The 14911-nt window shown below is 44.4% G+C and carries 12 protein-coding genes; 3 read left to right on the top strand and 9 right to left on the bottom strand.

Translation table 11 applies throughout. The annotated features are described in order from the left end of the window. The first annotated feature begins 375 nt into the window (after positions 1-375). Together thiD and ACPK8D_RS04835 are read left to right on the top strand one after the other, a co-directional pair. The gene (gene thiD, locus ACPK8D_RS04830) at positions 376-1722 is read left to right on the top strand and encodes a bifunctional hydroxymethylpyrimidine kinase/phosphomethylpyrimidine kinase (protein WP_424716714.1); all 1347 of its coding nucleotides are present in this window, start codon (positions 376-378) and stop codon (positions 1720-1722) included. A gap of 287 nt (positions 1723-2009) precedes the next feature. After that, complete coding sequence (locus ACPK8D_RS04835; protein WP_424716715.1) at positions 2010-3308, top strand: TrpB-like pyridoxal phosphate-dependent enzyme; 1299 nt, start codon at positions 2010-2012, stop codon at positions 3306-3308. A gap of 93 nt (positions 3309-3401) precedes the next feature. On the opposite strand, the gene ACPK8D_RS04840 is transcribed toward ACPK8D_RS04835, so the two are convergent. The 8 genes from ACPK8D_RS04840 to ACPK8D_RS04875 form a co-directional block, all read right to left on the bottom strand. Beyond that, positions 3402-3623, bottom strand: a complete 222-nt coding sequence (locus ACPK8D_RS04840; protein WP_424716716.1) for a hypothetical protein — start codon at positions 3621-3623, stop codon at positions 3402-3404. Between the two features lie 259 nt (positions 3624-3882). Further along, complete coding sequence (locus tag ACPK8D_RS04845; RefSeq protein WP_424716717.1) at positions 3883-4290, bottom strand: DUF1699 family protein; 408 nt, start codon at positions 4288-4290, stop codon at positions 3883-3885. A 1001-nt stretch (positions 4291-5291) separates the two neighbouring features. After that, the gene (locus ACPK8D_RS04850) at positions 5292-5699 is read right to left on the bottom strand and encodes a DUF1699 family protein (RefSeq protein ID WP_424716718.1); all 408 of its coding nucleotides are present in this window, start codon (positions 5697-5699) and stop codon (positions 5292-5294) included. Between the two features lie 102 nt (positions 5700-5801). Next, on the bottom strand, positions 5802-7103 hold the full coding sequence (hisD, locus tag ACPK8D_RS04855; protein ID WP_424716719.1) for a histidinol dehydrogenase: 1302 nt from the start codon (positions 7101-7103) through the stop codon (positions 5802-5804). Between the two features lie 319 nt (positions 7104-7422). After that, entirely contained in the window at positions 7423-9612 is a 2190-nt protein-coding gene (locus ACPK8D_RS04860; RefSeq protein ID WP_424716720.1) for an ATP-dependent DNA helicase, read from the bottom strand. Positions 9613-9807: 195 nt separating this feature from the next. Further along, positions 9808-11574 carry a ribosome biogenesis/translation initiation ATPase RLI gene (locus ACPK8D_RS04865; RefSeq protein WP_424716721.1) on the bottom strand — a complete coding sequence of 589 codons (1767 nt, stop codon included), beginning with the start codon at positions 11572-11574 and terminating at the stop codon, positions 9808-9810. Between the two features lie 512 nt (positions 11575-12086). After that, positions 12087-12500, bottom strand: coding sequence for a hypothetical protein (locus tag ACPK8D_RS04870; RefSeq protein ID WP_424716722.1), 414 nt, complete (start codon positions 12498-12500; stop codon positions 12087-12089). A gap of 359 nt (positions 12501-12859) precedes the next feature. Next, positions 12860-13879 carry an MBL fold metallo-hydrolase gene (locus ACPK8D_RS04875; RefSeq protein ID WP_424716723.1) on the bottom strand — a complete coding sequence of 340 codons (1020 nt, stop codon included), beginning with the start codon at positions 13877-13879 and terminating at the stop codon, positions 12860-12862. A 117-nt stretch (positions 13880-13996) separates the two neighbouring features. Between ACPK8D_RS04875 and ACPK8D_RS04880 the strand changes: the two genes are divergently transcribed. Further along, positions 13997-14209, top strand: a complete 213-nt coding sequence (locus ACPK8D_RS04880; protein WP_424716724.1) for a hypothetical protein — start codon at positions 13997-13999, stop codon at positions 14207-14209. A gap of 189 nt (positions 14210-14398) precedes the next feature. Here ACPK8D_RS04880 and ACPK8D_RS04885 read toward each other — a convergent pair whose 3' ends face one another. Then, complete coding sequence (locus ACPK8D_RS04885) at positions 14399-14806, bottom strand: DUF1699 family protein (RefSeq protein ID WP_424716725.1); 408 nt, start codon at positions 14804-14806, stop codon at positions 14399-14401. Between the last annotated feature and the right edge of the window lie 105 nt (positions 14807-14911).

Genomic DNA, 14911 nt, shown 5'->3' on the forward strand with positions numbered 1-14911 from the left:
CTGATCGCCGCGCTTAAATTTGATTATTTGCATCAAAGTCGCAAATACAATATATAAATGTATCGAAGCAATATATCATTTTTTAAGTTTTCATATAAAAAATGCCCTGATATCAAGCAGAATTTTCTTCAAGAATACTCTGAATCAAAGAGAATTCTCTTTAAGAATACCCTGATATTAATGGAAATACTCTTCAAATATACTTGCAAGGAGAAAGTAAAACGCTACTTAAGCCCACTGAGAAAACTTTTTACATATAATTTCATCAAAACCTTACAAAATTTTCTTTGAGGGCACAATATTAAATTAATTAACCTCATTGCCAGAAAAAAGTTCAGAAAAACAGGAAAACGAGCTAATAAAAGAGAGAAATACATGACCGAAAGACCCTTAACAGTAAAAATCCCGATTGTTATGACTATTGCAGGTTCGGATTCAGGGGGAGGAGCCGGAATTGCTGCGGATTTGAAAACCTTTGCAGCCCTTGGAGTACATGGGACCTGCGCCATTACATCAGTGACTGCCCAGAATACTACGGGAGTCCTGGAGACCTTTGACCTAGCTCCTGAAGCTGTTGCCAGCCAGATCAAAGCTGTTTGTACCGATATGGAAATCCGATGGGCAAAGACCGGCATGCTTGCCTCGTCGGAAATCGTAAGAGAGGTTGCAAGAGAAGTCAGGAAACATGAGCTTTCCCTTGTGCTGGATCCTGTTATGGCTGCAGAAGCAGGAGGCGACCTGCTGCGAAAAGAAGCACTCTCGGTCCTTATCGAGGAACTGCTGCCCTTCTGCAGGGTTACTACCCCCAATGCGTCCGAAGCAGGCGCCCTTGCCGGCATGGCGGTCAAAACCCCTGAGGATGCAAGAACCGCAGCCAGAAAAATCGCGGATCTGGGTGTCGAAGCTGTTATTGTTACAGGAGGACACCTGGATGCCACCGACCTGCTCTATGAAGCTGCTTCTGACACTTTTACCCGCGTTCCGGGCACTTTTGTTAAAGGAGGAACACACGGTTCGGGCTGCACCTACTCTGCGGCAGTGACTGCCTTTTTAGCCTCCGGAGAAAGCCTTGAAGGGGCTTCACGGAAAGCAAAGAAATTCGTTGAGCAGGCGATCCTCAGGAGCCGGCCTGCAGGCGGGGGAGTAAGTCCTGTAAACCAGCTTGGAGCGATTCTGGAGGAAAAAGAGCGCTACCTTACCTTAAAAAAATTAAAAAAAGCTGTTTTAATCCTTGAAAACAGCCCTGATTTTCCAAAACTTATTCCTGAAGTAGGCTGTAACATAGGAATGGCTATTCCCGAAGCTGACAGCTACGAAGATGTTGCGGCAGTTGAAGGCAGAATCGTAAAGTATCGCGGGAGGGCAGTTCCGGTAGGCTGTGTGGATTTCGGGGCCAGCCGGCATGTAGCAGGGGTTATTCTCTCTTCCCTTCGCTATAATCCTGAAATAAGGGCAGCAATCAACGTAAAGTACTCCGAAGAAGCCCTTGCAGCCTGCAGGGAAATGAAGCTTGGAATTTCCTCTTTTGACAGGGCTGCAGAACCGGAAAACGCCAGTACTATGGACTGGGGCACAACCGAAGCAATCAAAAAATACGGTCGCGTGCCGAAAGTTATCTATGATAAAGGAGGCCCTGGAAAAGAACCAATGATACGCATACTCGGTTCAGGTGCAATTGAAGTGGCAAAGCTTGCTGTCGAACTTGCTGAAAAGATCAGGTAAAATCCGGTTAAATGGCAGGTACTTACGTAAGGTACTTTATGTATCTATGCGGCCATTTTAAAGTCGAGTAAACATTCTAAGAATCGAGTGGACATTCTCAGGATCAAGCTTCTGGTTCTCACCTTTTTTCCTTTTTTCAGGCTGCTTTGAATAAGCAATTTTCCTCAAGAAACCCTTTTTTTTGCAAAAGTACATGCATGGGACGTGAACATCTTAACTGCAAAGTAAGTAACACTTAAATACATCGAAGTACGATTTTGTGCATAAACGAATGACGGAGAAAAGCTATGGAACAGACCAAGATAATCCTTGACGAGAATGAAATGCCCAGGCAGTGGTATAACGTCCTTTCAGACTTATCTTCACCTATCGAGCCACCTCTTGATCCCAGGACATGGGAGCCTATAAGTCCAGAAGCTCTTGAGCCTATTTTCGCAAAAGCTCTTATAAAACAGGAGATGAGCGGTGAAAGGTTTATCGATATCCCTGGGGAGATACTCGAGATCTACAAACTCTGGAGGCCCAGTCCCCTTTATAGGGCTCACAGGCTGGAAAAGCTTCTCAAAACCCCAGCGAAAATATACTATAAATATGAAGGTGTGAGTCCTGCGGGCAGCCATAAGACAAATACCTCGATTGCCCAGGCCTACTATAACATGAAAGAAGGAACCGAGAGGCTCACAACCGAAACCGGTGCAGGACAGTGGGGAAGTGCATTAGCTCTTGCCTGCAATTATTTTGAGCTCGAGTGTAAAGTCTATATGGTCCGTTCCAGCTATTACCAGAAACCTTACAGAAAATCCCTGATGACAATCTGGGGAGGAAATGTTGTGCCCTCACCCAGCCCGGACACAGAGTTTGGAAGAAAGATTCTTCAGGAGCAACCGGAAACCCCGGGAAGCCTGGGAATAGCAATCAGTGAAGCTGTAGAGGACGCAGTTGCGCACGAGAATACTAGATACACCCTCGGGAGCGTGCTCAACCACGTTATACTCCACCAGACGGTAATCGGGGCCGAAAGCAAAAAGCAGCTTGAGAAGGTTGAAACCTATCCTGATATAGTCATAGGCTGCTGCGGAGGAGGAAGTAACCTTGCGGGAATCTGCCTTGAGTTTGTTAAAGATAGGCTTGAAGGAAAGGGCAATACAAGAATAATCGCAGTCGAGCCTTCAGCCTGCCCGACCCTGACTGAAGGAGAATACAGGTACGACTTCGGGGACACTGCAGAAATGACCCCACTTCTGAAAATGTATACCCTGGGACACAAGCATGTACCTCCTGCCATCCATGCAGGCGGCCTCCGTTACCACGGGGACTCCCCAATCATAAGTAAACTCTGCGCTGAAGGGCTCATTGAAGCTGTTTCATATGATCAGTATCCGGTATTTGATGCCGGTGTGCAGTTCGCACGGACCGAAGGCATAGTCCCTGCTCCGGAATCTTCCCACGCTATCCGCTGCGCAATCGATGAAGCTCTCAAATGCAAACAAACCGGAGAAGAGAAAACAATCCTCTTCAACCTCAGCGGACACGGGCATTTCGACATGACTTCCTACGACAAATATTTCAGCAAGGAACTTGTCTGAAAACACCGGAAAAACGAACAAAAATTAAGTAGAATTTAACAGGATGCCTCTTAGGCATCCTCACATCAAGAAATTACAAGCTTGCAGCATTGCTCATGCTATAAAGAAGAAAACTTTATCAAAGCCGCAACCGCTGCCCTGAAACCATTGGGCTGCAACCGTGCGCCGTTTGATCACGCCGCCTGGGTTTTCGATCAAACCTTTTTTGAAAAGGTTTGCGATCAAGCATTTTTTGAAAAGGGTTGCGGTCAAGCATTTTTTGAAAAGGTTTGCGTTGCGCCGTTTGATCACGCCGACCACACCGCTTTTGATCAAACTTTTTTTAAAAAAGTTTGCGTGTAGCCCGATACGATATTAGGGTAAATCAGCCTTCCTGAACGAGTTGAAAAAGTAGCTTTTCTTGACCATAAATTAGCCTCTTGAGCTCGATTCAGTATCTTTATTATAAATAAGCCCTCTTGAGCGAACGAAGTGAGCGAAAAGGGCAGCGTACTCCCGAGGCGCAATTCGGGCGAGGCGCAATTCGGGGCGCACTGCAGAGCCGCAACTCTGCCGAACCGCAATTCGGGAGGTTCTACTCTAAATCTCTTCGGTTCAGAATGTAAGAAATCATTTTAGAACTAAGCTTGCTTTCCTGTGCTACTTTCTCCGCAATCTTCTCAGCGGGAATGCCTTCAGCCTTCATGCTTCTTATTTTTGAAATTACGGAAGGGGGAACAGTATAGTACTCATTAATATCTTTCCTGTGCCCCCATACATCCCCTTCCAGGAGCTCAACCTTTTGCATTTCCAGAAACATCTCTATGGCTCTTGAAACAGTCCTTCTGTAAGATTTTGGAAGCTGGATTACCTCCAGTTTAGGACAGGTCTCAACAAGCAGGAAAATATCTTTATTTGACGGTCTGAATGCAAGGTGAACAATCCTCTCATTTGGATTCAGTGACAGAATTTCATTTCTTGAACTGACAACTCTTATTTTCATACAGATCCCCCGACCCAAAATTTAATTAAAGAATTAATAAAATAAGTTACACGACTTTCTTTAAATAATTTTCTAGTATACTTACAGACTTTGTTCCGTTGAATTTAGAATACTTGAAAAAAAGGTATATGGGAGAACAAAAATAAAACCACTAAGAAAAAACAGGGTTTTTACGTCTCAAATGTTTATAAATTAATTTCACTATACTCAATATATATAAAAAAAGAGTTTTGCAAAATATTTTAGAATGTTGTGCTCGGGTGGAGAAGAATACCTCTGGAAAGAATGGAAATGACCCGGAGAGTGAAAGACTCGATGAGCCTATCCCAAAACTCAAAATTGAGTCTCTGAATTTCAAATTTTAATACCAGTTGGGTTTCAAATTCTGAAAACTGCCTTGAAGTTCTTACTGAAATGAGAAACAAAATTGGTTTTGGGATGAGCTCGATAAATGATGTCACGGAAAATCAGGCATGAAACATGAGCCGGGAGTTAGAAGATGAAAGATTGAATAGAAAAGAGTCACAGCAAAGGATAAGCCAACAATAAACCAACAATAAGTAAAATAAGCTAAGAATAAACTAAAAATAATTAAATGAGCTAAAAATAAACTAAGATCTCAAGAATAAACTAAGAATAAGCAAGAATAACAAGAATAAGCAAGAATAAAGACTCTGTTTTCTACAAAAGCTAAATGATTGCTCCAGAAACTGCAAAACCCAGAGATGAGAAAAGTATACATTAGATGGAAGTTCCAATGCGGAATTCCATCCTGAAACGAAGGATTCGCATTTTAAGGAAAAGCTTTTAGAAAGTTTTAAGGATTCTTTTTTAAAGATCCTATTTCTATTTGCTCCTGTTCAAAAAAATGTCCATTTACTCCTGTTCCAAGGTCTCTGTGTTTTCTATGCCTATTTCTATTCGCCATCTCCACAGGATACAGCCTGAAAAAGGATTTATTCTCGGGTGTATCCCGGAGAGATGGCGAAAGAATTAACGGATTAATCCACAATTCTTTTGCTCAGGATATAAAGAATCATATCCGAGTTTAATTTACTTTCCCTGGAAAGCTTTTCGGCAATAACCTCATTGGTGAACCGGTCAGCTTTTAATTCCTGAATTTTCTCCAGGACATTCTGAGATACATTATAATATTCGTTTATGTCTTTCCTGTGTCCCCATACATCCCCTTCCAGGAGATTTATCTTCTGCATCTCCAGGAACATTTCAATTGACTTGGAAACAGTCCTTCTGTAAGACTTAGGAAGCTGTATCGCTTCGATTTTCGGACATGTTTCCGCAAGCATGAATACATCCCTGTTAGATGGTCTAAAAGCAAGGTGGATAACCTTCTCGTTCGGATTCAGGGTAGGAATTTCCTCCCGTGAACTAACTACTCTTATTTTCATACGTATCCCCACTCTTTATTTAACAATTAAATTTTCATTTATTTAAAAATCAAATTTTGTTTACGCATTTACATTTTATATACATATCGATTAGCCAAAATATTATTTAGAGGGTTTATACCCAAAGCGAGTTCTAATAGCATCAGCATGTGCCTGTAAACCCTCCTCCTCGGCTAATGCGATTATAGTTTCTTTCAAACTTTCAAGCCCACTCTTGCTGATTTTCTGAATACTCGAATACTTAATAAAATGGTTAATATTCAAACCTGAATAAAGTCTGGCGTATCCGGCCGTGGGAAGCACGTGATTGGTTCCTGAAGCATAATCCCCAACAGGAACCGGGGAATAATTTCCTATAAAAATCGATCCTGCATTTTTAATTCTGTTAAGTACGAAATCCGGGTCCGAGACCATAATCTCAAGGTGTTCGGGAGCAAATTTATTGCTAAAGCCAATACATTCTTCCAGGGAATCTGCGGTAAGAATTGCGGCATTTTCAAGAGAAGCCTTTACAATGCTGCTTCTTGCAGCCTGTTCAGCCTGAATAAGCACTTCCCTTTTTACAGCTTCTGCCAGCCTGTCCGAACCTGTGATGAGTATAGAGACCGCACTTGGATCGTGCTCGGCCTGCGCTATAATGTCCGAAGCGACCATAACGGCATCTGCCGACTCGTCTGCAATAATGAGTACCTCGCTTGGGCCTGCCGGGAAGTCGATCTCTGCAACGTCCCTGATCTGCATTTTGGCAGATGTGACAAAAACATTCCCAGGCCCTACGATTTTGTCCACCTTCGGAACCGTTTCAGTCCCATACGCCATTGCCCCTATAGCTTGCACGCCGCCGAGTTTGAAGACTTTATCCGCTCCCGCAACCTTTGCGGCAGCAAGTGTAAGCGGGTGTACGGAACCGTCCTGTCTTGGAGGCGTACAAACTATGACCTGCTCCACTCCTGCAACTCTGGCAGGGATTACAGTCATGAGCACGGTCGAGGGATAGGAAGCCCGTCCTCCCGGAGCATATGCACCCACGCTTTCCAGGGGCGTTGCCTTTTGACCCAGCACAATCCCTGGTTTGAGTTCCATAAACCAGGTCGTTTCCGGAAGCTGGGCTTCATGGAAAGCCTTTATGTTTGCGGCTGCAGATTTAAGGTGATCCAGAAGTTCGGGACTTATGCCGGAAAGGGCCTTTTCAAACTCTTCCTCGCTCACCTCAAAGTTTGCAAGTTCAACTTTATCGAATTTAGCCGTATATTCCCTGAGCGCGGCGTCTCCTTTAGTACGCACATCCGAAAGCACGGCTGAAACGGTTTTTGCTACATCCTCAAGCCCGGACCCCCGGGAGAGCAATTTCTGCATTTCAGCTTCCGAAACATCAGACAATTTTTTGAATAACATCATGACCATCTCTGAAAGAACCTGACAGGACCTGATACAGATTGAAATTTGGAATTGATATAAACTGGCTAATCTGATATAAACTGACTCTGGTACAGACTGATAATCGGCAATCTGAGACCGAATAACCATAATCGATAATCTGAGACCGAATAACCCGATAATTGATTGAATCGAAAACCAAACAATCGGTTAACCTGATAATCCAATCCCATTAAATCCCTGCTCTCATTTAATATTTTATCCCTTACTGAGCCAGTTAATAGAAGATAAAAATCATAAAAAAGACCTTAACTATCAGGAGATAAAGAGAATGAGGCAGGTAGAATCAATAATCATTGATTGTTTTTTGCCCCGAAGAAGGACTTTTCTCAGGAAGTTCAGGCTCAAAAATTCCAGGGACTGCCTCTCTGCTTCCTATCTGCTTAAAAATCCTGTCTGCGATCTTCGGCCCCAGAAGAGCAGCCACTTTCCCGGGATCGGCCCCTGCAAGCTCTGCTGAGGATCTGAAGCCTGCCTCATAAAGTTTCCTTGCTCTAACGCGTCCTATACCTCTGATATCGAGCAGATCCATAAGTTCAGGCGCTGCCCCGTAGCGGATACGTTTTTCAAGTTCTGCGGCCTCTTTTGCGCCTTTGAGCTCAAGGAGCCTGGCAAGCTGGGTCGTGACGTGCATTATCCATTCCGCAATGTCCGCAATTGCATGTATGTCACCTTCCCCTATACCGAACTTTAAGCAGATCTCGTTTTCAGATTTTTCACGGACCCAGTCAACCAGAAGAAGGGAGGTCTTGACTTCTCCGAGGAACCATTCATATTCCGTAATATTGAAAGGGCTGGGCACCTTTGCGAACTCACTGACATGAGCCATTACATAATCGTTTATATCCTGATAGTCCTGGTTCCGCATATAGAGCAGGCGCATGTCAGGCGTGCTGCACACCAGATGCAACAGGGTAAGCTCGGTCAGGGTTTCTGCCTCTTTCAGGCCCTTTACAATGCGGGCGGCCGACAGGGGATCGATATAGAGCCTTGAGACAAGTTTGCCAAAACTTGTAGAAATAAGAGCATCGGTTTTCTCAAGCATCTCTTCCTGACGCAAAAAGTTCAGGCATTCATCCACAACCGTAGAAAGCCCGAAATTCGAGTACTGAAAAGCAAAGAATGTTGCCTCCAGAAAATCCATGAGTTCTTCTCTTGTCCGTGCAAAGCCACTGGAAATTGTAGAGAGTACATGGGTCCTGAGAGCGTTTTCGGTCCCGAGCTTGGACCAGATATCTTCAGCGTCTGCCTCGATATAATTCTCAAAAAGGAAGACAAATTCCTCATATGATTTTGCAACAAGCACAGCTTCTCCGTAAGGGTCAAGCCTCGGCCTTCCTGCCCTGCCTGCCATCTGCTTATACTCGAGCACAGGAATAGGCTGCATCCCGCCTTCAGAGGAATAGCGCCGATAGCTCCGGATAATTACACGCCGCGCAGGCAGGTTAAGCCCGGCTGCGAGAGTCGGAGTGCTTGAAATCAGCCTGATCTTTCCAGCCCTGAAACCGTCCTCCACAAGTTCCCTTAAAGGTGTGGTAAGCCCTGCATGATGAAAAGCCGTCCCTGAGCGAATGCAGGCCGCAAGGTTCGTTGAAGTATCGGTTTCACTGTTTTCGAGGATCTCATCTGCGATTCCTGCCAGAGATTCCCGGTCTTCTGCAGAGAGGGTCTTTTTAACGGTTGAAGCAGCCTTTTTTGCGAAAGCCATGCAGTTTTTCCTGCTGCTTTCGAAAACAAGGCACTGCCCGCCCTTCCTGAGGGTATCGAGTGCAAGATTAACGGCTTCGTCTTTTGTTGATTGCTCAACAGGCTTTTCCCTATCCCTGCAATAGAATATCCCATTAAAGAATACTCCCTCCAGAAGTTCGGTAGGCCTCCACTCGCTAACTACAAGCCCGGCTTCCAGCCAGGCTGCAAGTTCGTCGGCGTTCCCGACAGTTGCAGACAGCGCCAGGATCTGACAGGAAGGGTTCATTTTCCGAAGTTTTGCAAGGGTAACCTCAAGCGTGGGCCCCCTGTCCGGAGAATCAATAAGATGTACCTCATCTGCCACAACCACCGAGATTTCCTGCATCCAGGCAGTCTCGTTCCTGAGCAGGGAATCGGTTTTCTCCGATGTCGCAACGATAATATCGTTCACCCCCAGCCCTTCGTCCCGCAGGTCATAGTCCCCTGTAGAGATCCCGACCCTTATTCCAAGTTCCGAAAATTCCCGAAACCGCCTGAATTTCTCGGAAGCAAGAGCTCGGAGAGGCACGATATAAAGTGCCTTCCCTCCTGCACGGATGGATTTCAACATTGCAAGCTCGGCAAGGAGGGTCTTCCCTGAAGCCGTCGGAATTGCAGCAAGCAGGTTTCTCCCTTCAAGCAGCCCTTTTTCCACGGCTTCGGCCTGAGGGGGATAAAGTTCCAGAATCCCGGAGTCGAGATAAAACCGTTTTACTTCGTCGGGCAGATCGAGACTTTCTATCTTCATTGAAAACCAGAAACTCACACATTGGATAAAAAACTATTTTGGGATTGCATGTGATTGTCGAAAAATTCTTATCTGCAAAAATCTCTGCAAAATTGCTGCAAAATTGCTGCAAAAACTCTATAAAAACCTGAGTTTCCTGTTAAGGGAACCCCGGTTTTTTGAGATTTTTCAAACGTCATTAACTGCATGCCGAATTTAACTACCTGCCGAATAATAGTAATTTCCACTTTCCTTCTGTTCCCGATCAAGCCTTGAGCCGAGATTATTCACACGTGGACGCCTTGTTTCTTCATCCCTGCGGAAGGTTATGCCCAGGTTTTTCAGGAATTTGTTCATACCGGCTTCCATACTGAACGGGCCGTGCGCTTCACCGTATACCGAAGGCTTGCCTTCAAAAACCATGAGGCGCTGGCTCAACAGATCTATCATATAAATATCGTGGTCTACAACAAGGGCTGTCTTCTGGTTGCTTTCGGCAAAACGGTTGAGGACTTTTGTAACCATGGAACGCTGTTCCACGTCCAGGTGGGCGCTGGGCTCGTCCAGAATATAGAGATCGGCTTCATGGGAAAGGCAGGCTGCAATAGCAACCCTTTGCAATTCTCCGCCACTTAGGTCAGTAAGCAGGCTGTCATAGATCTTTTCAAGCTGCAGCGGGTTCGAAATCTCGACCTCGTAGTAACTGGTTCCGAACTGCCTTGAGATCCCGCGCAGAAAGTCCTGCACGCTTACCGGGATATCGGCCTTAATGTACTGAGGCTTATAGGAAATCTTGACGTCTATGCCGGGATCGCCTTCACCAGCCTTGATTTCCCCTGCAAGCACTTTTACGAAGGTCGACTTTCCTATCCCATTCGGGCCCACGATTCCGAGCACCTCACCTTCCCGAAGGCTGCCGCCTGTGGCTTTCAGGGAGAAACCATCCCCGAATTTCTTTGAAAAGCCGTTAAAGGTAACCATGGACCTTAACTGATGGTCCTCTCTTGGGGGATGGACTTCAAATTTAATGGCGTCAGGCCGGATCCTTATATTTTCTTCAGGGAGGTAACCTTTAAGGTACTGGTTAATCCCAACACGTACACTTTTCGGGAGAGTGACCACACCGAAGGCTGCAGGCTCTCCGTAGGCAATGTGAATTACGTCTGTGAGCATGTCCAGGATTGCAAGGTCGTGCTCTACTACAAGTACAGCCCTGTCCTTTGAAATCTTCTGGATCAGGCGGGCAACGTTAATCCTCTGGTAGATGTCAAGGTAGGGGCTGATTTCGTCAAAGAAATAGAACTGAGCATCCCTGGCCGCACATGCTGCGATTGCCACGCGCTGCAGTTCCCCACCGCTCAACTCCGAGATTTTCCTGTCGACTACGCTTTTTAAGTCAAGGTAGTCGACAAGCTCATCAAGGATTCCTCTCTCATCGGTTTTTCCTAACAGTTCGGAAGTTTTTCCTTTGAAAGCTTTAGGGATCAGGTCCACATACTGGGGCTTCTGGGAAACCCGGACCTTCCCATCCACTACAGCCTTGAAATAGTCGTAAAGCGCGCTTCCGGCGTAGTGCTCAAGCACAGTATCCCAATCGCCTTTTTCCTGTCCGAAGTTAGGGATTAAAGCTCCTGAAAGAATTTGAACGGAGGTACTTTTTCCTATCCCGTTAGGGCCGAGAATTCCTGTTACTTTTCCTGTCCTGGGCACAGGCAGCCCGAAAAGGGCAAAACCGTTTGGCCCGTACCTGTGCGTGGGTTCTGTCAGAGCTTCAGGAAGCCCTATGATCATAATGGCTTTAAAAGGGCATTTGTTAACGCAAATCCCACAGCCCACGCATAGTTCTTCTGAGACGACGGGCTTTCCGTCCTCCTCAAAAACAATAGTCTCATCCCCTGTCCGGACCCTCGGGCAGTATTTCTCGCACTCTTTGCTGCACCGTCTGGGCTGACACCTATCTTTATTAAGTATAGCTATTCTCATGATAGTCCCCGAAAATTACGTTTTTCCTTGATTAATCGGATAAGATGAAATGTGTGCCTGCTATAATTTTTCAAGCGAGGCGCGTAACAATATTGATATTTGCTATTATTGATATTTGCTATAGTAAAGAGCTATTATCACAGCAGGGCAATATGATAATGTAACGCTGCCCTATTGAGAAATTTTTGTACATATACAGCAGTATCGGTTATGAAATGCCTGCTCTGGTATATGAACCGTTGGACGATTGCAGGCATGAAAATCACGAAGGAGTTTAATTAAGTAAACGGGCAAATTTGATAAAGTAAACGGGCAAATCAGTCTTACAGAGAAACAAATCTTACAGGAGTCCAGGAAATCAAGCAGGAAAATCCTGTAATAAACCATCTGTAATAAAGAGACCTGTAGTAAAAGATCCTGTAATAAAGAATCCTGTAATAAACAGACCTGTATAAAAGGCCTTCAACTTTAAGAAAGCCTTTTTGCAGTTCAGGAAAGACGATTTAAAGGTTTCAGTTCAGGAGGAGAGTCCAGATAACAAGGAAGAAATCCATAACTATAAACTCTACGTAAAACCAGTCCTTGAATTTGAACTCCTTTGTATTGATCTTGAGTTGAGGATAGATAAGCTTCTGTATGTAATACGTAAGCCCAATAACGATCATAAGTACGGCATACCAGATCCTGTCTTCTCCGGCCCCATACAGGCTGAAAACCAAAACTCCTGCAATCGTACCAAGTATTGAGGCTACTATCGTTTTTATAATCCCATCCCTGTGCTCCTTTTTCTTTTCCTCAGGCGTCCTTTCCTTAATCAGGCTCTTCTTCTCCGGAGTCTCAACCTTTGCTACAGGACTTTCTGCGGCAGCCTCTGTAATTTTTGCGGGTTCCCTTCTGGACTTTGACTTTGGATTTTGTTTACTCAAACTGTATACTCTCCTGAACGGCAATTAACATTCCCGGGATGTAATCGTAGTCAGGATCTAATCTCAGTTAAAAATTAGACCTGAATTACAAGATCTGAATTTGCGGATCTGAGCTATCAGATTAGAATCATTATATTTAAATTATTAGAATTAAATTATTGAAATAAGATTATCGAAACTGAACTATTGAATAAGATTACTTGAGTTGGATAACAAAATTACATTGTTGAAAGAGATAATCTAGACTAAATTATGAGGTTAATTTGAAGTTAAGTTATAAGGTTAAGTTATGAGATTATTATGAGATTATTATGAGATTAAATTATGAGGTTAAGTTATTAGAGCCGAATTTTACAGCTTTAAATAAATTCATTGCTTAAAACATTACCGATCTGATCTATGGATATCGAATCGATTCCTATTGAATTTAAATGTTTTGAAAACTTTGAGGGCCTGTGTCCTCCGGGGTGATAGACAAGAGTGACTTCAGGAGAAAGTTTCCTGACCATGTCCTCAAGCCCGCAGGCATCTAGATGGTCGCTTATTCTGATTATGGGGTAGGGATAATCCATGCGGCAGCTGAGCACATACTTTTTCATATTCCAGGGAAGCTTGTCAAGGTCCCAGGGAGCGACTACATAAACCCCGTTACCTTCTTCAGAATCAAAACCTGCCAGTTCCCCGGCATCTTCAAGCATGCTGCGAGTAAGCGCCCTTGTCCTGGCCTCCATACGGATGGCGCCGTCATATCCAAAGCCTCTTATAAGCTCGACTGCGCGCTGGGCCTTTCCAAATTCATATGCTCCAAAGGCAACCGGCCCGTTTTCAAAAAGGGCAGCTCTCATGCTCTCAAGGTCATCTGAAAAATGGCAGGAGGGATCGGCCGGATCGCCATAATTGGCCTCGGTAATAAGCACGTCACAGGGAGGAAGCCCGCCTGCATCTTTGATGTCCCCTGTGACAAGGATTCTTGTCCCTACATCGTTTTCCCAGTAAAAAGCAGTCGCGCCGGCAGTATGCTCCGTAGGGAAGGTCTTTACCATTGTATTCTCTATCTCGATTTCATCCCCAAGCCTGAACATGCTGCCCGCATATTTTCGGTCGTGCCTGATTTCAAGTGCCATTGCGGTTTTTTCCGAACAGACTGCATTGGGGGAGAGCATAGCCGATTTCCCGTGATGGTCGGAATGGGCATGGGTGATAAGATAAGCATCGGGCTGGAGATGCTTTCCCGGAGTCCTGGTAGTATCAATGGAAAAGGTGCGTAAATCCCCGGCGCAATCCCTGAACCGGATGGAAACATGCGGTTTAAAAGTCCCGCGAGAATTACGCTGCCTGAGCGCCAGCACACCAAGATCAATCAGTTTTTTAGAAATCACGTAAATCCTTGAGGAGATAATACTTAAGATATTTAAGCTTAGGGAAAAACTATAAATTCGTAATATGCTGGCTTATATAAAAATAGAAGAGAACATCGAAATATACACCGTCACTTAATGGAAGAGAGTATCGAAATATATACCGTCACCTGTCAGGAAGGAAGAAACCCTGAGAATCTTCACTCAATTTCCCTCAATGCCGCTGAAGAAATTGTAAAGCTTGTTTTCAGTTATGTTAACAGCAACTTCAAGAGAGCTTTAAAAATAACCCTGGGGATCCCAATTTTCCCGGATTACAAATCTCTTAAAAAGCGCAATAAAAGAACTTAATAAATAGAAATCCTCTTGAAATCTTGAAAAGTAGGTCTCAATTATATTTTCAAGTCTTCTGATTTCCTCCTGACATAACCTTTCTCTAAAAAGAAGATTTAAGCCGGAGATCAGACTGCGAAAGCGCGAAAAATTCGACACTTTTGCGATTCAATCTTCAGCTAATTCTGGCAGCATACCTGCCCGAATTCAGGCAGGGGATTCTTTGGTAATGATATAAGCGACCAGTTCAGGGTTAAGCTTACTTTCCCTTGAAACCCTTGCTTCAATATCCTCAGTCGATTTACCTTCGGATTTCATTTCCTTTATTTTTTCAGTGACTGAGGGCGGAACGGTGTAATATTCGTTTATATCTTTTCTGTGACCCCAGACATCGCCTTCGATGAGCTGGATTCTCTGCATTTCAAGGAACATTTCTATGGATTTTGAAACCGTTCGCCTGTAGGATTTCGGTAGCTGAATTACCTCAAGCCTGGGGCAGGTCTCAACCAGTCCCAAAACGTCCTTGTTCGATGGCCTGAAAGCCAGGTGAACAACACGCTCATTAGGGTTAAGCGTAAAGATTTCTTCTCTGGAACTAACCACTCGGATTTTCATGTTTTTCTCTTCCCACTGTAAATTTTTTTACGTTTTTACATTGATGTTATTAGGATATACTTACTATAAATATTTATCCTATTCAACTAACATTATTTGGATAGT

The organism is Methanosarcina sp. (assembly GCF_049706645.1).
GTDB lineage: Archaea > Halobacteriota > Methanosarcinia > Methanosarcinales > Methanosarcinaceae > Methanosarcina.